Annotated in this window: 18 protein-coding genes, 1 other RNA gene and 1 pseudogene; 15 read left to right on the top strand and 5 right to left on the bottom strand. The window is 29.9% G+C overall.

Annotated features, from left to right (window positions below):
* Positions 1 to 2: 2 nt before the first annotated feature.
* The 4 genes from H9I45_RS04680 to H9I45_RS04665 all read right to left on the bottom strand — a co-directional run bounded on the left by H9I45_RS04680 (position 3) and on the right by H9I45_RS04665 (position 5,136).
* The gene (locus H9I45_RS04680; protein WP_088352904.1) at positions 3 to 1,832 is read right to left on the bottom strand and encodes an ABC transporter ATP-binding protein; all 1,830 of its coding nucleotides are present in this window, start codon (positions 1,830 to 1,832) and stop codon (positions 3 to 5) included.
* A complete protein-coding gene (locus tag H9I45_RS04675) occupies positions 1,832 to 3,547 on the bottom strand; it encodes a phospho-sugar mutase (RefSeq protein WP_088352903.1) in 1,716 nt (571 codons plus the stop codon). The genes H9I45_RS04680 and H9I45_RS04675 overlap by 1 nt, the downstream gene beginning before the upstream one ends.
* 38 nt (positions 3,548 to 3,585) lie before the next feature.
* Positions 3,586 to 4,542 (bottom strand): glycosyltransferase family 2 protein, encoded by a 957-nt coding sequence (locus H9I45_RS04670; protein WP_088352902.1) that lies wholly within the window; start codon positions 4,540 to 4,542, stop codon positions 3,586 to 3,588.
* Between the two features lie 75 nt (positions 4,543 to 4,617).
* Complete coding sequence (locus H9I45_RS04665) at positions 4,618 to 5,136, bottom strand: DUF4199 domain-containing protein (RefSeq protein WP_088352901.1); 519 nt, start codon at positions 5,134 to 5,136, stop codon at positions 4,618 to 4,620.
* Between the two features lie 178 nt (positions 5,137 to 5,314).
* Here H9I45_RS04665 and ffs point away from each other — a divergent pair.
* From ffs to H9I45_RS04635, 6 genes are all read left to right on the top strand, one after another.
* An RNA gene (gene ffs, locus H9I45_RS04660) (signal recognition particle sRNA small type) lies at positions 5,315 to 5,413 on the top strand.
* A gap of 79 nt (positions 5,414 to 5,492) precedes the next feature.
* Positions 5,493 to 6,296 carry an SDR family oxidoreductase gene (locus H9I45_RS04655; protein ID WP_088352900.1) on the top strand — a complete coding sequence of 268 codons (804 nt, stop codon included), beginning with the start codon at positions 5,493 to 5,495 and terminating at the stop codon, positions 6,294 to 6,296.
* A gap of 207 nt (positions 6,297 to 6,503) precedes the next feature.
* Positions 6,504 to 7,157, top strand: coding sequence for a fructose-6-phosphate aldolase (fsa, locus tag H9I45_RS04650; RefSeq protein ID WP_088352899.1), 654 nt, complete (start codon positions 6,504 to 6,506; stop codon positions 7,155 to 7,157).
* 271 nt (positions 7,158 to 7,428) lie between these two features.
* Positions 7,429 to 9,087 carry a 2-succinyl-5-enolpyruvyl-6-hydroxy-3-cyclohexene-1-carboxylic-acid synthase gene (menD, locus tag H9I45_RS04645; protein ID WP_088353032.1) on the top strand — a complete coding sequence of 553 codons (1,659 nt, stop codon included), beginning with the start codon at positions 7,429 to 7,431 and terminating at the stop codon, positions 9,085 to 9,087.
* Positions 9,087 to 9,590 (top strand): S1 RNA-binding domain-containing protein, encoded by a 504-nt coding sequence (locus H9I45_RS04640; RefSeq protein WP_228455049.1) that lies wholly within the window; start codon positions 9,087 to 9,089, stop codon positions 9,588 to 9,590. The genes menD and H9I45_RS04640 overlap by 1 nt, the downstream gene beginning before the upstream one ends.
* A gap of 7 nt (positions 9,591 to 9,597) precedes the next feature.
* On the top strand, positions 9,598 to 10,287 hold the full coding sequence (locus H9I45_RS04635) for a transporter family protein (protein ID WP_140422723.1): 690 nt from the start codon (positions 9,598 to 9,600) through the stop codon (positions 10,285 to 10,287).
* Here H9I45_RS04635 and H9I45_RS04630 read toward each other — a convergent pair whose 3' ends face one another.
* A complete protein-coding gene (locus H9I45_RS04630) occupies positions 10,288 to 11,448 on the bottom strand; it encodes an alpha/beta hydrolase-fold protein (RefSeq protein ID WP_228455046.1) in 1,161 nt (386 codons plus the stop codon). It lies immediately after the preceding gene.
* A gap of 66 nt (positions 11,449 to 11,514) precedes the next feature.
* Between H9I45_RS04630 and H9I45_RS04625 the strand changes: the two are divergent.
* The 9 genes and pseudogenes from H9I45_RS04625 (at position 11,515) to H9I45_RS04585 (ending at position 20,106) form a co-directional block, all read left to right on the top strand.
* A pseudogene (locus H9I45_RS04625) lies at positions 11,515 to 12,353 on the top strand (1,4-dihydroxy-2-naphthoyl-CoA synthase).
* 153 nt (positions 12,354 to 12,506) lie between these two features.
* Positions 12,507 to 13,376 carry a formyltetrahydrofolate deformylase gene (purU, locus tag H9I45_RS04620; protein ID WP_088352896.1) on the top strand — a complete coding sequence of 290 codons (870 nt, stop codon included), beginning with the start codon at positions 12,507 to 12,509 and terminating at the stop codon, positions 13,374 to 13,376.
* 5 nt (positions 13,377 to 13,381) lie between these two features.
* The gene (locus tag H9I45_RS04615) at positions 13,382 to 13,990 is read left to right on the top strand and encodes a fumarylacetoacetate hydrolase family protein (protein WP_088352895.1); all 609 of its coding nucleotides are present in this window, start codon (positions 13,382 to 13,384) and stop codon (positions 13,988 to 13,990) included.
* Positions 13,991 to 14,162: 172 nt separating this feature from the next.
* Positions 14,163 to 17,564, top strand: coding sequence for a T9SS type A sorting domain-containing protein (locus tag H9I45_RS04610; RefSeq protein ID WP_088352894.1), 3,402 nt, complete (start codon positions 14,163 to 14,165; stop codon positions 17,562 to 17,564).
* A gap of 157 nt (positions 17,565 to 17,721) precedes the next feature.
* On the top strand, positions 17,722 to 18,036 hold the full coding sequence (locus H9I45_RS04605; protein WP_088352893.1) for a hypothetical protein: 315 nt from the start codon (positions 17,722 to 17,724) through the stop codon (positions 18,034 to 18,036).
* Complete coding sequence (locus H9I45_RS04600; protein WP_088352892.1) at positions 18,037 to 19,278, top strand: competence/damage-inducible protein A; 1,242 nt, start codon at positions 18,037 to 18,039, stop codon at positions 19,276 to 19,278.
* Positions 19,279 to 19,453: 175 nt separating this feature from the next.
* On the top strand, positions 19,454 to 19,693 hold the full coding sequence (rpmB, locus tag H9I45_RS04595; protein WP_088352891.1) for a 50S ribosomal protein L28: 240 nt from the start codon (positions 19,454 to 19,456) through the stop codon (positions 19,691 to 19,693).
* 26 nt (positions 19,694 to 19,719) lie between these two features.
* Entirely contained in the window at positions 19,720 to 19,902 is a 183-nt protein-coding gene (gene rpmG, locus H9I45_RS04590) for a 50S ribosomal protein L33 (RefSeq protein WP_077809620.1), read from the top strand.
* A 51-nt stretch (positions 19,903 to 19,953) separates the two neighbouring features.
* Entirely contained in the window at positions 19,954 to 20,106 is a 153-nt protein-coding gene (locus H9I45_RS04585) for a DUF4295 domain-containing protein (RefSeq protein WP_088352890.1), read from the top strand.
* The last annotated feature ends 9 nt before the right edge of the window (positions 20,107 to 20,115 follow it).

The following is a 20,115-nucleotide window of genomic DNA, read 5'->3' as shown; positions in this document are numbered from 1 at the left end:
AATTATGCAAGTGATTGCATCGTAACCAATTTATAATATTCACCTTTTACAGCCAATAACTCTTCATGTTTACCTTGTTCTACAATTTTTCCTTTTTTCATTACTACAATTTTATCTGCTTTTTGTATAGTAGATAATCTGTGTGCAATTACTAAAGAAGTTCTGTTTTGCATCATTTTTTCTAACGCAACTTGCACTAATTGTTCAGATTCTGTATCTAAAGCTGAAGTTGCTTCATCTAAAATCATAATAGGAGGGTTCTTTAAAACTGCTCTTGCAATAGATAAACGTTGTTTTTGTCCTCCAGAAATAGTGTTTCCACTATCGCCAATATTATTGTTGAATTGTTCTGGTAAATCTTTTATAAACTCATAAGCATTTGCAATTTTGGAAGCTTCTAAAATTTGTGCTTCATCTGCATTTTGTGCACCTAATTTAATATTATTTTCAATAGTATCGTTAAATAAAATTGAATCCTGAGAAACAATTCCCATCAAATTTCTTAACGATTTTTTAGTGATGTCTTTTATGTTTTCGCCATCGATAAAAACGTCGCCTTTATTTACATCGTAAAAACGAGTAATTAAGTTTGCTAGAGTAGATTTTCCACTTCCAGATTGCCCAACCAAAGCAACAGTTTCTCCTTTATTAATAGTTAAAGAAAAATCTCTTAAAACAAAGTCGTCTTTGTATTTAAAAGAAATATTTTTAAACTCAATTTTATCTGTAAAATCTTGTTTTACAATTGCATTTGGTTTGTCTTTTATACTGTTTTCAGTATTTAAAACTTGCATTATTCTTTCTGCTGATGCTTCTCCTTTTTGAACGTTGTAAAAAGTAGTAGTAATTAATTTAATCGGATTTAAAACAGTGTAAAACAATACAATATATCCCATGAATTCATCTGGTTGAAGTGCACTTGTTTTAGACAAAACTTCTGTTCCTCCATACCAAAGAATAGCAATTATGGTTGCAGAACCTAAAAATTCACTCATAGGAGATGCTAACGACTGTCTGTGAAAAACACTCGTCATTAATTGCTTAAAACTACTTGTAGAATTATTAAACTTCTTTTCAATTACGTTTTCGGCATTAAATCCTTTTATAATTCTTAAACCTGTAAGAGTTTCTTCGATAAATGATAAAAAATTTCCAGTTTCTTTTTGAGCTTTTACAGAATTTGCTTTTAATTTTTTACTGATGGAAGAAATTATAAATCCAGAAACAGGTAATAAAACAAATACAAAAAGTGTTAACTTCACACTCATAAACAGCATAATACTTATAGAAATTATAACTGTTAATGGCTCTCTTACCATTACTTCTATAGAAGTTAAAATAGAATTTTCCACTTCTTGCACATCAGAAGTCATTCTTGCAATAATGTCTCCTTTTCTTTTCTCTGAAAAATAAGCAATTGGTAATTCGATAATTTTACGGTATAATTTATCACGTAAATCTTTTACGACTCCAGTTCTTAGAAAAGTAATTACATAAGAAGCTAAATAGCGAAATAAATTTTTAAGAAAAAATAAAGATAATGCTAATAGACATATAAAAAAAAGCGTGTTTATTTCTCCATTAGTTTCAATTTTTTGAGAAATAAAATGATTGAAATTTTCTTTTAAAAACGAACCTATTTTTGTTATTCCTTCGTAAGTAGGTTTGCTTGTTACTTTTTTATCTGTTCCAAAAAGAATTCCTAAAACAGGAATAAAAGCTAAAACAGAAAGCACATTAAAAATAGCATACAGAATATTAAATAGAATGTTTAAAACAGTAAACTTTCTGTACTTTTTTTCATATTTTAAAATGTCCTTAAAATAACCCATTAATTCAATTTCATTTCTTTAATAATACGTTGAATTTTAGCATCCAATGCAGCTTCTACTTTCTCTGCATTTTCTTTTGTATCTAAAGAAGTATTCACACTAAAATAAAATTTAATTTTAGGCTCTGTTCCACTTGGTCTTGCAGCAACTCTGGTTCCTTTTTCTGTTTGATAAATTAAAACATTCGATTTTGGTAAGTCGATTTTTGTTTCTTTTCCAGTAATTAGATTTTTCTGAATAGAAGAATCGTAATCAGTAAGTGTTTCTATTTTCTCCCCATCAATTTCAGTTAAAGGGTTGTTACGCATATCGCTTAACATTTGCTGAATTTCTGCAGCTCCATCCATCCCTTTTTTTGTAATAGAAATCAAATGTTCTTTGTAGAAATTATTTCTAACATAAATAGCTAATAATTCTTCATAAAAAGAACTTCCATTTTGTTTTGCCAAAGCAGCAACTTCACAAGCTAAAAGTGTTGCTGTAACAGCATCTTTATCTCGAACAAAATCGCCAACCATATAACCGAAACTTTCTTCTCCACCACCAATAAAGTCAAGTTCAGGAAAATCACGAACCATTTTAGCTATCCATTTAAAACCAGTTAAACCAACTTTTGTTTCAACACTAAAATTTTCTGCTAATTCATTTACTAACTCTGTAGAAACAATCGTAGAACCTATAAACTGTTTTCCATTTATTTTACCTTCTTCTTTCCATTTTCTTAATAGAAATTCAGTCATAACAACCATGGTTTGGTTCCCATTCATCAATTTCATATTACCATCTAAATCTCTTACAGCTACACCTAATCTATCGCAATCTGGATCTGTTCCAATAACAATATCTGCTCCAATTTTATTTGCTAAATCAGTTGCCATTTTTAAAGCTTCTGGTTCTTCTGGATTTGGCGACTTTACTGTTGGGAAATCTCCATTTGGTGCTCTTTGTTCTTCAACAATATGTACATCTGTATAACCTGCTTTTTCTAAAGCATCTGGTACAGAAACAATAGATGTTCCATGTAAAGATGTAAATACTATTTTTAAGTTTTTACGATCTATTTTATTAGAAAGTTTTCCGTTTTTTACAGAAGCATCAATAAAAGCATCATCTACTTCTTTGCCAATAACTTCAATTAAATTTTCATTTGCTTCGAACTTAATTTCAGAAAAATCTAAGGAATTTACGTTGTTTATAATTCCACTATCATGTGGAGGAACAATTTGTCCACCATCTTCCCAATATACTTTATAACCATTATATTCTGGCGGATTATGAGAAGCTGTTAATACAATACCTGCATCGCAACCTAAATGACGAACTGCAAAAGACAATTCTGGAGTTGCTCGTAAATCTTCAAAAAGAAATACTTTTATATTATTTGCGGAAAAAACGTCTGCAACAATCTTTGCAAACTTTTTACTGTTATGCCTACAATCGTAAGCAATAACAACCTTAAGTTGGGTTGTTTGTACGTTATCTATTAAATAATTAGACAAACCTTGTGTTGCTCTTCCTAACGTATATTTATTTATTCTGTTAGTTCCTGCACCCATAATTCCACGCATTCCACCAGTTCCAAATTCCATGTCTTTATAGAATCTGTCTGCCAAATCAGGAGAATCAGTTTTTATTAATTGTTGAATTTCTTGTTGCGTTTCAGTATCGAAAGTAGCAGATAACCACTTTTTTGCTTTGTCTAAGATTTCGCTCATTTTAGTTGATTTTTACTAATAATATACAAATATACATTTTAGAAGTTGAGTTTTTCCTTTATTGAATAGTGTTTTTCGTTGCTTTTAGTCTTTATTATCAATTCACCAATAAAACCAGCTAAAAATAATAATGTTCCTAAAATCATAGAAGTAAGAGCAATATAAAACCAAGGATTATCTGTCACTAAAATAGTTTTAATACCATTATATAGTTTGTATAATTTTAAAACGCCAATATAAAATGCACTTGTGGTTCCGAATAAGAACATAAAAGTTCCCCATAAACCAAAGAAATGCATGGGTCTTTTTCCAAATTTTGATAAAAAAGAAATGGTAATTAAATCTAGAAAACCATTTACAAAGCGGTCCATACCAAATTTAGTAACACCATATTTTCTAGCTTGATGTTGCACTACTTTTTCTCCAATTTTGTTAAAACCTTCGTTTTTTGCCAAAACAGGAATGTATCTGTGCATTTCTCCACTAACTTTTACGGTTTTAATTACTTCATTTTTATAGGCTTTTAATCCGCAATTAAAATCGTGTAATTTTAAGCCTGAAGTTTTTCTAGCAGCAGCATTAAATAATTTCGAAGGAATATTTTTGGTAATTACATTATCATAACGTTTCTTTTTCCAACCAGAAATAAGGTCGAAATCTTCTTTTATGATAAGGTCGTATAATTCTGGAATTTCCTCTGGATTGTCTTGTAAATCTGCATCCATCGTTATTACTACATCTCCTTGTGCAAGTTCGAAACCTGCATCTAAAGCTTGCGATTTACCGTAGTTTTTTTGAAAACGAATTCCTTTTACGGAGTTGTTTTTCTCCGATAGTTTTTCGATAACTTTCCATGAAGTATCTGTACTACCATCGTCTATAAAAATAATTTCATATAAATAACGATTGGATTGCATAACTTTTGCAATCCAATCGTGTAATTCTTGTAAAGATTCTTCTTCGTTAAGAAGTGGTATTACTACCGAAATTTCCATATGTAAGTTTCAAAGTTCTTAATTGAATGTTCAAAGTTACTATTTTATTAAATATGGAACAACGAACTTTAAGATTTAGTATGTTTCTTCTTCTGAATGTTTCATTATTGCAGAAGTAATTGCAGAAAAGATAAATCCTAAAACTAAACCACCAATTACCATTCCTCCAAATAGAGATACATAAAAGTAATCTTCCGTCATTTTTTTAGAAATATCTATTTGATCTGAAGACATACCTGCATCTTGCCATTGAACCATTGATTTTTCTATTATTTGATTTTTAAAATCAGGCTCAATAAAAGTAGTAAATAGATAAGTATATATTGCAGAAATAATTACTCCAATTAGAACGACACCCATTCCAATTTTAACACCTTGTCCCCAAGACATAAAACCACCATTTTCGAATTTGAATTTCTTAGTAGCCAATACTATAAAAGCAATCATTATAACAAAGCCAATTAGCGATGTTGCTAAATTTTGTTCTAAATGTTGTCCTAACGCATACATTATTAAACTAAAAACTACAGCTACTATTCCATAGTATAATCCATAATTTAAAATAATACTTTTACTACTTGCTTGATTTTCCATTTTTTTACTGATTTAGTTAGTTATACAAATATATTCATTTCGTTGAAATAGCATTCAGTTTTTAGTTTTTTTTCTAAAACTACCTTAACAATTAATTAGTATTCAAAGATTTAAAAATGTTACAAAAAATTTAAGGTTTTTTTAATTGTTAAAATAAAAATCTGTTGTAAATTTGCAGTGGCAAGTCCTACACAACTAGCTCCCTTTGAATCCTCCAGGGTGGGAACACAGCAAAGGTATTAGGTTGTAGCAGTGTGATGTAGATAGCTTGCCATTTTTTGTGCTCTAAATTTAGATTTCTTCATTTACTTTTAAGATATTTGCCAAACTTAAAACATTGAATCTTACACCTTAATATGTCTAAAGTTGTTTTAGTTACTGGTGCTTCTTCTGGAATAGGAAAAGCAATTGCTACTTTTTTATCTGAAAAAGGATATAAGGTTTATGGAACCAGTAGAAATCCTAAAAATATTGAAGACTTTAACTTCAAATTAATTGCTTTAGATGTTTTAAATATCGAAACCATTACAACTGCAATTGCTTCTATTATAAAATTAGAAGGTAAAATAGATATTCTCGTAAATAATGCAGGAATTGGAGTTACTGGTCCAATTGAAGAAACACCAACAGACGAAATGCGAAACGCATTTAATACCAATTTTTTTGGAGCTATTGATGTTATTAAGACGGTTTTACCTCACATGCGTAAGCAAAAATCCGGACTAATTATAAATACAACTTCGATTGCTGGTTATATGGGATTGCCATTTAGAGGAATTTATTCTTCATCTAAAGGAGCTTTAGAATTGGTTACAGAGGCCATAAGAATGGAAGTAAAAAGATATGGAATCGATTTGGTAAATGTGGCACCTGGAGATTTTGCAACGGATATTATTTCCAGAAGATATCATACACCACTTTTCGACGATTCTGTGTACAAGGAAAACTATAAAGCCAATTTAGATTTGATGGATGCTCACGTAGATACTGGGAAAAACCCAATTGAAATGGCAGAAAAAGTCTATAAAATTATACATACGAAGAACCCGAAAATCCATTATAAAGTGGGTGGATTTTTAGAGAAATTTTCTATTGTTTTAAAACGAATTTTACCAGATACTTGGTTTGAGAAATTATTAATGAATCATTATAAATTGTAAGAAAAACGTTAGTTTTTTGTTTATAAGTAGTAATAAATTGTTATTATATCAATTCATAATATTATAATCAAGTAACTATCTTTGCGTTAGGGATTGAAGCATTTGTTTGAGCTCTCTTGCTTTTTTGCGAGAAGCGAGTGCGTAAAGCCCGACCATTTTTGGGAACGCCCAAATAATTAAAGAATAAATACAACTAAAAATATACAGATGAAATTTTTTATTGACACAGCAAATTTAGAACAGATTAAAGAGGCGCAAGCTTTGGGTATTTTAGATGGTGTAACTACGAATCCGTCTTTAATGGCAAAAGAAGGAATTACAGGCGAAGGAAATATTATTAACCATTACAAAGAAATTTGTGAGTTGGTAGATGGTGATGTTTCTGCAGAAGTAATTTCTACAGATTTCGAAGGTATGGTTAAAGAAGGTGAAGCTTTGGCTGCTTTGAATCCGCAAATTGTGGTAAAATTACCAATGATAAAAGACGGAATTAAAGCGTGTAAATATTTTTCTTCGAAAGGAATTAAAACAAACGTAACTTTAGTGTTTTCTGCTGGGCAAGCTTTATTGGCTGCAAAAGCAGGTGCAACTTATGTTTCTCCATTTATTGGACGTTTAGATGATATTTCTACTGATGGTTTAAACTTAATTGCAGAAATTCGTTTGATTTATAATAATTACGGTTTCGAAACTGAAATTTTAGCAGCTTCTGTACGTCACACAATGCATGTTATTGATTGTGCAAAATTAGGTGCAGATGTTATGACTGGTCCTTTAAGTGCAATTGAAGGTTTGTTAAAACACCCTTTAACAGATATTGGTTTGGCTAAGTTTTTGGCAGATTACAAGAAAGGGAACTAATAAGCCCATCCTAACCTTCCCAAAGGGAAGGAACACTCATGCTTTAAAAAAATACTAAACTAAATTTTAAAATTAATTATTAGAAGCTGTTTCCTGCTTTCCACTATATCTTTTTGCAAAAAAGCAAAAAGGATGTCGTTTCAATCAGGGCTAAACTTGTTTAGAAGCTTTTAGCAAAACGAAACAACTTTTGCATAATAAAAATAGTACAAAAGATTCATCTCAGAAATCCAGCAAGAGTTCCTCTCCTTTGGAGAGGTTAGGAGAGGCCATTTTTCCCAAAAAAGAACTCGCTCAACTTGTAATTTCTGCATGTCAACAATTTAATGTTGGCACTGTTGTAATTTCTCCAGGTTCACGAAACGCTCCTTTAACTGTTGGTTTTTCGAATCATCCAGAAATTAAGACATTAAGTGTTGTAGACGAACGTTGTGCTGCTTTTTTTGCTTTAGGAATCGCACAACAAACCAGAAAACCAGTTGCAGTTTTATGTACATCTGGTTCTGCTTTGTTAAATTATTATCCTGCAATTGCAGAAGCTTTTTACAGCAATATTCCATTAGTGGTAATTTCTGCAGACAGGCCAAAACATTTAATTGATATTGGTGATGGACAAACGATTCGTCAGGAAAATGTGTTTGCGAATCATATTTTGTTTTCTGCAAACTTGATTGAAAACCCGAAATTTAAAGCTAGAAACGCACAATTAATTGGCGAAGCTTTACAAATTTCTATTTCACAACAAGGTCCTGTTCATGTAAATGTTCCTTTTGATGAGCCTTTGTATGAGACTGTAGAAAAAATGGAAGAATTTCACTTTCCACATATTTCTATGAGTTCATTGGATAATTCTCATATAAATTATGAAGAATTAGCCGGAATTTGGAATACTTCAGATAAAAAAATGATTTTAGTTGGTGTTAATTATCCAAATGAAGATTTACACAAATTAATGGATTTATATGCAGAAGATGATTCTGTATTAATTTTAACAGAAACAACTTCTAATTTACATCATAAGAAAGCAATAGATTCTATAGATCAATTAATTTTTTCTTTGGAAGATGCTGAGTTTAAAGAATTGCAACCAGATATATTAATCACTTTTGGAGGAATGATTGTTTCGAAAAGGATCAAACGTTTTTTAAGAGATTATGCACCAAAACATCACTGGAATATCGATGAAAGAAAAGCAACAAATACGTTTTTCTGTTTGTCGGAATTTATTCAAACAAAACCAGTAGATTTCTTTTCTCATTTTAATACTTTTATAACACCTTCGAAAAGCAACTATCAGCCAAAATGGTTGGCTATTAGAGATGAAAGAAGAAAAAAACATGCAAGTTATTTCGAGAATATTAAATATTCCGATTTTTCTGTTTTTGAGCAGATTTTAGAAAGTATTCCAAATAATAGTCAGTTACAAATTAGCAACAGTTCTATTATTAGATATGCGCAACTTTTTACAATAAAAGATTCATTTACAGTTTTTTGCAATAGAGGAACAAGTGGAATAGATGGAAGCACAAGTACAGCAATTGGTGCAGCTTTTGCAAATAAAAACCCAACTGTTTTTATAACAGGAGATTTAAGTTTTTTCTATGATTCTAATGCACTTTGGAATAACAACATTTCAAAGAATTTTAGAATTATTTTAATTAATAATTCTGGTGGTGGAATTTTTAAAATAATTCCTGGGCCAAGATCTACAAATGCACACCAGTATTTTGAAACACCACATAATTTAACTGCGGAACATTTAGCTAAAATGTATAATTTTGAATATGTAAAAGCACATTCAAAAGAAAGTGTAGAAAAAGGATTGCAAGGTTTTTTCGTAACATCTGAAAAACCAAAAATATTAGAAATCTTTACACCAAGTGAAGAAAATGATTTAATTTTAAAGGAATATTTTAAATATATAAAATAATGAGTTTACACGAAGAAGAAAACAATTCTGAAGAGTTTGAAAATAATTCGCAGGAAAATGATAATGATTTTCAAGAACACGATTATAATTTTAAAGAAGGAGATAAGGTAAATTTAGTTATTGAGACTGAAACTGGTTTAGGTTACACTGTTTTGATTAATGAAGAATTTGATGGCTTACTTTTTAGAAGTGAAGTTTTTCAAGAATTGGAAGAAAACATGGAAGTTGTTGGTTACATAAAACAAATTCGTGAAGATGGTAAAGTAGATGTTTCTCTTCGTCCACAAGGTTTTAGAAATGTTATAGATTCAGATGTTGATAAAGTACTAAGCAAATTAAAAGATAGTAGAGAAGGTTTTTTGTTGTTGACAGACAAAAGTTCGCCAGATTCTATTCGTTTTCATATGAAAATGAGCAAAAAAGCATTTAAAAAAGCAGTTGGTAATTTATACAAGCAAAAACTAATCGTAATAAAAGAAGATAGAATTGAATTGGTAAAATAGTAAAAAGGTGAAAAAGTTGTTTTTATGTATTTTACTGTTGAGTGCAACAATCGCAAATGCTCAATTTACAGAAACCTTGTCTTCTGACAGACCAGGACAAGCTTTGTCATCAAACACTGTTGGTAAAAACGTTTTTCAAATTCAAGCTGGGATAGATTTCTCTGAAAATAATTCAGAGTTTTTTCCAAATTCTTATTTTAGATATGGACTTTCAGAAAAGCTTGAATTAAACTCAGGTATTATTTTATCAGGAAATAAATTTGCTAATGAAATTGCTTCTTTTTCAATAGGAGCAAGATATAACCTATCTGATGTTAATAGTAAATACGCTTCTACTTTACAATTTTCTCATGATTTTGGCGCAACAAATAGCAATTCACAATTAACTTATATTTTAGCGAGTTCTTTATCGGAAAAACTTTCTTATACTGTTAATTTAGGAATTAATTTTGATAATAATTTCGGATTAAATAACGGGATTTACGTATTTAATTTATCTTATGTAATTAATTCGAAAATGGGTGTTTTTTTAGAGCCCTTTGGAAATTTCTTAAATAATAGTTATCAATTTAATATCGATTCTGGAGTGTATTATCTTTTAAATAATAACTTTCAAATAGATGCACTTATTGGAGATAATAATGGTCTTTTTATTGGTGCAGGATTTACTTGGAGAATTCCTACGAAAAAAATCTAATTATCTTCCACCAATTCTTAAGATGTTTTCATAAAAAGCATCTGCATTTGGGTCTGCTGGATCCATTTTTCCATATCCAATTTTGTAATATTTTAAGGCTTTTCTAATATCGTTTCCTTTTTCGTAATATCTACCTAAATAATAATCTCCAAGAGGAGAAGTAGGAAATAATTTTAAAATCATTTTACCAAAATTTAATAATTGATCTCCATTTTCTTTTTCGATAATAATTTTTTCAACAGCATAAATATCTCTTTCTCTAATTCCTAAATTAGTTCCAAAAAGAAATTCAATTTCCAAGTATTTGTTTTCTAAATACGCAATTGCATCAATAGGAGAGAGGTCTTTTACTTTGGTGTCGAATTCTTCTTTAGAAATTGCAGAATAAATTTCGAAAGTTTTATCTAAAGCTCTAGGAATTGCTTCTGACATCGCAGAAATACTACTAGAGGTATTTATGGTGTCGTTAATTACGTTGAAGTTTTTAATTTCTAATCCTGTTAAAGCACTTTGTACTTCTCCAATCTTTATTTGTTTTTCATCAGAAAAAGAATTGGAATTATTCGTGTAAAAGTAAAAGGTATTATCTTCATTTTGATATCTTCCTAGATTAAACGATTGCAGTTTGTTTCCAATAAAATCAGAAAAAGTAGGATTTATACATATATAAGAATTTATAAATGGCTTCCCTTCTCTTAAAAAATTTGTAATTAAACTTGCTGAAGTTCCATCTCCAATAATAGAAATAAAAGGAGAAGTTTTATAATTGCTTTCGATATCGAAAATAACTTCGTTTTTAATAAACTGATAAAACTTCTCGTTATTAGTTGTTAATTTCTCTTCATTTAAATTGAAATAAGTATCAATTTTTCGAGTTTTTTCCATTTCAATTCCCACAACAATTTGTTTTGGAGCTTTGTCTTTTGAAGCAAATAATACAGCGTTTCCTACATAAGCATCAAATAAATATTCAGCATCTAAAACGATGGCTAAAGGATAATTTTTCTCTTTTGTTTCATCATAACCTTCAGGTAAATATATTCGTATGGTTCTTTTCGAATCTACAAAATCCGACACAATTGTTTTTTTGATAATTTTCTGTGAAAATGTACAAATCGAAAAAAGTAAAAATATTAATGGAAGTGATTTCTTAATCATCATTTAGAATGTTTATTTTTGTAAACAAGAATGTTTTGTTCTCTTTTAGAACGACCAAAATACAAAAATATGATACAACCCGAATGGAAAACTGTTAAAGAGTATGAAGATATTACTTATAAAAATGTAATGGTGTTGCAAGAATAGCTTTTAACAGACCAAATGTTAGAAATGCTTTTAGACCAAAAACTACTAAAGAATTATACGATGCTTTTTATGATGCTGGCGAAGATGTAAATATTGGTGTGGTTTTATTGTCTGCTGAAGGACCAAGTTCAAAAGACGGAATTTACTCTTTCTGTTCTGGTGGAGATCAAAAAGCAAGAGGACACCAAGGTTATGTAGGTGAAGATGGCTATCACAGATTAAATATTTTAGAAGTTCAAAGATTAATTCGTTTTATGCCAAAAGCTGTAATTGCAGTTGTTCCTGGTTGGGCAGTTGGTGGAGGACATTCTTTACATGTGGTTTGCGATTTAACGTTAGCTTCTAAAGAACACGCGATTTTTAAACAAACAGATGCAGATGTAACTTCTTTTGATGGTGGTTATGGTTCTGCTTATTTGGCAAAAATGGTTGGGCAAAAAAGAGCAAGAGAAATTTTCTTTTTAGGACGAAATTATTCAGCTCAAGAAGCTTATGAAATGGGAATGGTAAATGCAGTTATTCCTCATGAGGAATTAGAGAGTACTGCTTATGAATGGGCACAAGAAATTTTAGAGAAATCGCCAACCTCTATAAAAATGCTGAAATTCGCTATGAATTTAACAGACGATGGAATGGTTGGGCAACAAGTTTTTGCTGGTGAAGCAACAAGACTTGCTTACATGACAGATGAAGCAAAAGAAGGAAGAGATGCTTTTCTTGAAAAAAGAAAGCCTAATTTTCCTAAAAAATGGATACCATAGTCAGTTAACAGTAAATAAGTATTCAGTTTGCAGTCTCGGTTTTTAGTAATTCAGTATTTAGTCTGTGGGAATAATTTATAGTTAATTAATTTAAAGAGAATAAATTAAACACAAGAGTGTTTTTCCCTTTTGGGGAAATTAAAAGGGGCTTATATGAAATCACAAATAGTAACTTTTTTAATAAAATGTCCAGATCAAAAAGGTTTGGTAGCTAAAATAACCAGTTTTTTTTATGAGCAAGGATTCAATATTGTAAGTTGTCAGCAATACGTTAACTCTATAGAAGACACTTATTTTATGAGAGTTCGTTTAAATGCAGAAGGAACTGTTATCTCTAAAGAAGATTTAGAGAAGAATTTCTTAAAGTTGGCAACACCTTTACAGTTTAATTGGTCTGTAAATTATGGAGATAAAAAACAAAATGTTGCCATTATGGTTTCGCATACAAGTCATAATTTATATGATTTGTTGGAACGTGCAAAAGAAGGTAGGTTAGATTGTAACGTAAAAATGATTATCAGTAATCATAATAAGTTAAGGCATATTGCAGAGATGTTTAATGTTCCTTATTATTATTTACCTGTTACAAAAGAAACAAAGAAAGAGCAAGAAACTCAAGTTACGAAATTATTAGATTCTAATAAGGTTGATTTAGTAATTATGGCAAGATATATGCAAATTTTGTCATCAGAATTTATAAACCATTATCCAGAACGCATAATTAATATTCATCATTCTTTTTTACCAGCTTTTCAAGGAGCAAATCCTTATAAAAAAGCCTATGAAAGAGGAGTGAAGCTAATTGGAGCAACTGCACATTATGCTACCGAAGATTTAGATGAAGGTCCAATTATTGAGCAAGATGTAAAACCTGTAACTCATGAAAGTACGCCAACAACCTTAAAAAGAATTGGTGCAGATATCGAAAAATTGGTATTGGCAAGAGCTGTTAAAAATCATTTAAACAATCAAATAATTGTTTCAGGAAATAGAGCTATTGTTTTTCCAGAAGCAGGAGAGTAATTTTTATGAAAATAATCTGTATTGGGCGCAATTACGCAAAACACATCGAAGAATTAGCGAACGAAAAACCAGATAATCCTGTTGTTTTTCTAAAACCAGATTCGGCTATTTTACCGAGAAAAAATCCATTTTTTATTCCACCTTTTTCTGATGTTGTACATTACGAAGTTGAAGTTTTGGTGAAGATTAATAAAGTAGGAAAACATATAGATGCAAAATTTGCTTATAAATATTATGATGAAATTGGTTTAGGAATCGACTTTACAGCAAGAGATGTTCAAGCAAAGTGTAAGGAGAAAGGTTTGCCTTGGGAAAAAGCAAAAGCATTTGATGGAAGTGCAGTTGTTGGAGAGTTTTATCCGAAGGAACAATTCGATTTTGAAAACTTAAAATTTCAACTGTACAAGAATGATGAAATTGTACAAGATGGAAATACCAAAGCAATGCTATGGAAAACAGATGAATTAATTTCTTATGTTTCTCAATACTTCACATTAAAAAAAGGAGATATTATTTTTACGGGAACTCCAGCTGGAGTTGGTAAAGTTGTGGAAAATGATAACTTAAAAGGAGTAATTGAAGGTAAAGAAGCTTTTAATATAAGAGTGAAATAAACTAACTTCTACTTTGTTTTATTGATTATTGTCAATTATTATAACCTATTTAGACAATTTTTAGACTTCATAAGTAACTATAATTTATAAATTTTAAAAAATAATAATTAATTTTGCCATTTATAAATGGCAAACAAATTTGTTATTTATATATCTAAAACTATAGATAACCATGAATAAAAATTCTTCTTTTAAAACCCTAATTTTATTATTAATTTCTGTTGTTACTTATGCTCAAAGTCCAGCATATTACATAAGTCAAGAAATTGGATCAGATTCTAATGATGGTTTAACTGCTACAACTCCATTTAAAACATTAGCAAATGTTCCTAAAAGAGTTTCTGCAGATGCAAGTGCACCTTCTCTTATAGATAATGATGGTGTGGCATTCGAAATTATTTTAATGGGAACATTTATAAATGATGGTTATTACAGTGATACAGCAAACAAAATAAAACATACTTTTACTTCTGGCCAAATTAACGCTCCTTTCTTATGGAATTCAGAAAACACTTTAATTTTTAGTAATTTTGAAGGTGAGGCAGGGAAATACATAACAATTAGAGCACATAATTCATCTACAATATTAAACGGAAATGGAAGTAATATTTTAAGGGTTCAGAATTCTAAATATTTAATTTTTAAAGATTTAGTAATTAAAGGTGAGGTAGAAAGTATTCCTTTATCATTAGCCAACGAATTACAATTTGCATATTTAAATTTGTCTTTAAATGAAAATTATTTGGCAGATGGAACAACTCTAGATACATCAGATGATATAGATCGTTACAACCCAACTTTAGCTCAAATTCGTCAAAGAGATGAAGATGATTGTGTTGTAGCTAATTGTGCAGATGGAACAGAGAATGCAGGTACACTTTATAAAATTAACGATAAAAAACAAGCAAGACCATCTTATGTAGATACTAGAGGTTTTTATTTAAGTGGTATAAAAAATATTCAAATATTAAACAATACTATTACTCAAATGCCTGGAGGTGGTTTAAGGGTTTCAGATGCTGAAGATGTAGATATTATAGGAAATGATATTTCTCATTCTTCTAAAAGGTCTTTTTCTGGGACACATGGTTTGGTTGTAACAAAAGCAACAAGTTCACGAACTGGAGATGATTATAGAATTAGAATTTTAAGAAATAAAATACATCATAATTATAATGAACAATATTCTTGGGCGCCAGATAAAGATAAAATTACCCCACATATAGATGAAGGTAAAGGAATTTCTTTACAAAGAAACAGAACTACTTACGAAGATGATGGAACTACAATAAAAGTAGATTGGGAAAATGGAAGAATTTTAGTAGCCAATAATATTGCTTACTATAATGGTTTTAGTGGAATTCATTCTAATGATGGAGATCGAGTAGATTTTATTAGTAATACAGCCTATTTTAATTCTTACACAAAGTCGGTTACAGAAGATACAGGAACAACACCACCAACTTCTAATAATGGAGGTAATATTGGTATTAGTATGAGTGATGGTCAAGATTGTAAAATAATTAATAATATATCTGTAATAGATTCAAGATTAAAAAAATCTGCGATATCTGTAAAACAAAATACAAGAGCAACAAGTACAGTTACTGCAACACAAATTGCAAATGGAGAACCATATGCAGAGGTTAAAAATAACTTAATTTATGGAACAACTTATGGAGGAACTATTGGCTCAATTAATGAAGGTCAAGCTACAACTGACATAGATGTAAATACTATTAAGTTAGATCCACAATTTGTAGATCCTACAAATTTCGATTTTCGATTAAAAATAACATCTCCAGCAATAGATAGAACATCAATTACATCAACAACTGGAGGTTTAGAAATTGCAGATACAAGTTCTAACGCACCAACAACAGATTATAATGAAGATCCAAGATATGGAGTCCCAGATTTAGGAGCTTTAGAGTTCGATGCAAATGTAACTTTGTGGGATGGTTCTGAAAGTGCTTCTTGGTCAGATGCAGACAATTGGAGTGCAGGAGTTCCTTTAAATGACAATACGTATGCAATTAACATTCCAACAGGAGCAGCAAATTACCCAGAAATTACAACAGCAGGTGTTTCTTTAAAAGATGTATATGTAAATGCAGGTGGAACTTTAAATATAGCACCAACAGGGTCTTTAACAGTTACAAGAGATTTAACGCAAGAAGGAACTTTTAAAATAAAGTCAGATGACACTAATAATGGTTCTTTCATTTTAAAAGGAGATTCTAAAGGAACAGCAAATGTAGATTATGATAGATATGTAACTACAAATTGGCATTTGGTTTCTTCCCCAATAATCGATCAAAATATTAGTGCATTTGCAGGTTTATTAACTAAAAAAGGGAATAAATATCCTTTAGCAGCATATAATAATAGTTTAGCAGACGATTTACGTTATACTTATTATACAGATGGAGGTGCAAACCCAATTACTTCTGCAGGTAATTTTATAATAGGAAAAGGATATTCTATTAAAAAAACAACAGCAGGAGTTCTTACTTTTTCTGGAACGTTAAGAACTGATGCTACACCTGCAGTAATTACAGATGGAACATCTGCAACAGTTGGAAGTAATAAATGGAACATTGTTGGAAACCCATCTACTGCATTTATCAATTTAAACGACGATGCAGATATAAATAATAACTTCCTAACTGTAAATGCAACTAAATTAGATCCTTTAAGAATTGCAATTTATATGTGGAATGGAACAGGTTATGACATTTTAAATCATTCTGGTACTGTTGCACATTATGCAGCTCCTGGACAAGCTTTCTTTATACAATCTAAAAATGGTGGAGAAACCATTAATTTTACAGAAGATATGCAGAGTCACCAAACAGGAAAGTCTTTTTTCAAGTCATTGAATACCAATCCAGAGATAGATTTATTTATTACAACTAATGGAGTAACAAAAAAGACACAAATAAGATATCAAAAAAATACTACAACTGGTCTAGATCTTGGTTATGATGCAGGAACATTCTCTGCAACACCTAGTAATTTCGACGTTTATACACATTTGGTTTCAAATAGTGAAGGACATAATATAGCTCTTCAATGTTTACCAAATTCAGGATACGAAAGAATGGTAATTCCTGTAGGTGTAACAGCTGTAAAAGATACTAACATTACTTTTTCGAGTAAAACTTTAAATCTACCAGCTGGAATTAAATTGTTTATAGAAGATAAAACAACAGGTACGTATTCGCAATTAGACGAAAGTGGATCTGAATATACTGTTCAATTAGATACAGATTTAAACGGAATTGGACGTTTTTATATCCATACAACTTCAAGTGCTTTAAATGTAAATACATTAGATTTACAAAACGTAAGTATTTATACAACAAACAGAAATACGTTACAAATTGCAGGTTTACAAGATGGAAAATCGGATATTAAAATGTACGATTTAGTTGGTAAACAAGTTTTTTCTTCGAAGTTTGAAGCCAAAGGATTAAACACTTTAAATCTTCCAAATTTAAAAACGGGTGTTTATGTTATAAATTTACAATCAGAAAAAGGAAACATCTCTAAAAAGATTGTTTTAAAATAAAAGTTTTTTCACAAATAATAAATAGCCATTTTATTTCGATGTTTTCGTTTTAAAATGGCTTTTTTGATTTAGTAATTTACAAGTACCTTTGTATCCTGAAAAACATAATGTTTACATTACTTATTTAGATTGTAAAATAATATTAGTATAATTATTTATGAAAGCTTTAGGTTATATCTTTATTTTTTACATCGGTTTTTATTTTTATAGACTTGCAGAAAATCATAAGAAAAATAAATGGTTATTTGGTTTTCTTGGCATTGCTATTTATTTTCTTAGCTTACTAATATATCCACTTTATTTAAGGTTTTTTAATGTTGAAGATATAGATGAATATTCATTAACACTAGTAAGTTTCAAATCCTTTGCAATAGGTTTCATATGTATATTGATAAGTTTTCAGCTTTTAAATTTTTTTTGGAATCGTAAAAAGAAAACAAACAAGAAAGAGATAGAAAAAATAGGAAAATAAATGAAAGCAGAAATTATAACCATTGGAGACGAGATTTTAATTGGACAAATTGTAGATACAAATTCACAGTGGATTGGTCAGCAATTAAATAAAATAGGTGTTTCAGTTTATCAGATTTCTTCCATTCAAGATGATGAGCAACATATTTTAAATGCTTTCAAAGAAGCACAAGAAAGAGCAGATATTGTAATAATAACAGGAGGTTTAGGACCCACAAAAGACGATATCACCAAAAAAACAATTGCTAAATTCTTTAAAGATGATAAAATTGTAGAATATCCAAATGTTGTAACTCATATAAAAGGACTCTTTCAAAAAATAAATCATCCATTTAAAGAAATTCAAAGAACACAAGCACAATTGCCATCCAAAGCAACATTGTTAATGAACAATTTCGGAACAGCTCCAGGCATGTGGTTTTTCGAAAATAATACCGTTTTTGTGTCACTTCCAGGCGTTCCTTATGAAATGAAAGGTTTAATAACCAATGAAGTTTTACCAAGAATTCAAAAACAATTTAAACTACCATTTATACTTCATAAAACAATTATGACTTATGGTGCAGGAGAAAGCACCATCGCAGAAAGAATAGAAGATTTCGAAAACAATTTACCAACCTATATAAAACTAGCCTATTTACCATCATTTGGGAAAGTTCGTTTGCGTTTATCTGCCTTTGGCGAAAACAAAGAAATTTTAGAAAAAGAATTACAAGAAAAAGTAGATGAGGTTTACAAACTAATCCCAGAAATAATTACAGGTTTAGACGATGATGCTTCATTGGAAAAAAGAATAGGAGCTTTGTTAAAATCTAAAAACAAAACAATAGCAACAGCAGAAAGTGTAACAGGAGGTAAAATAGCCTCAACATTGGTTTCAATTGCAGGTTCATCTTCATATTATAAAGGAAGTTTTGTAACCTATTCAGCAGAAACAAAAACAAGTTTATTAGGAGTTTCCGAAGAAACAATTAAAACACACACAGTAGTAAGTAAAGAAGTTGCTTTAGAAATGGCAAAAGGAGCCAAGGAAAAGTTAAAAACCGATTATGTAATTGCTGTTACAGGAAACGCAGGACCAACAACCGATGATACTGACAAAAGTGTAGGTATTGTTTATATTGCATTAATTTCTGACGATAAGGAAATCGTCGAAGAATTTAACTTTGGGCAACCAAGAGAGAAGGTAATTAACAGAACCGTAAGTAAAGCTTTAGAAATGTTGCAGAAAGAATTGTCTTAAAGTAGTTTTTCTGGAATTTTAAAGTGTTTAAATACTAATAAAGACAACAATTAAGCACTTATTTAAATTATTTTTTATAAAGATGAAAAAATTCACAAAATTGTTTTGTTCAATATTGTAATTATTTGTAGATTTGCACCTCGTTTAGAGATAACACTAAAAAACTGTCGAAAAGATGTCTAGAGTTTGTGAATTAACAGGAAAAAAAGCAATGGTTGGGAACAACGTTTCTCACGCTTTAAATAGAACCAAAAGAAAGTTTGACGCTAATTTAATGACAAAGCGTTTTTACATTCCAGAAGAAGATAAATGGATTACTTTAAAAGTATCTGCTTCTGCATTAAAAAATATTAACAAGAAAGGAATTTCTGCAGTTATAAAAGACGCGAGAGCTAACGGATTTTTAACTAAATAAGCTCAAGCAATTTAAAATTTTATACAATGGCAAAAAAAGGTAACAGAGTTCAAGTAATTTTAGAGTGTACAGAGCACAAAGCAACTGGAAAACCAGGTACTTCTAGATACATTACAACTAAGAACAAGAAGAACAGTCCAGATAGAATGGAGATTAAAAAATTCAACTCTATCTTAAATAAAATGACAGTTCACAAAGAAATTAAGTAATTTAAATATCTAGAACTCAGAACAGAGCATATAGATTAAAACATTTAGACAATGGCAAAGAAATCAGTAGCATCGTTACAAACAGGATCAAAAAGATTAAGTAAAGCTATAAAAATGGTAAAATCTCCAAAAACAGGAGCTTACACATTTGTAGAATCAATTATGGATCCATCAGAAGTAGACGCTTTTTTAGCTAAAAAGTAATCGTTTACA

The sequence above is a fragment of the Polaribacter haliotis genome, assembly GCF_014784055.1.
Lineage (GTDB): Bacteria > Bacteroidota > Bacteroidia > Flavobacteriales > Flavobacteriaceae > Polaribacter > Polaribacter haliotis.
This window is presented reverse-complemented; position numbering and strand designations above follow the sequence as displayed.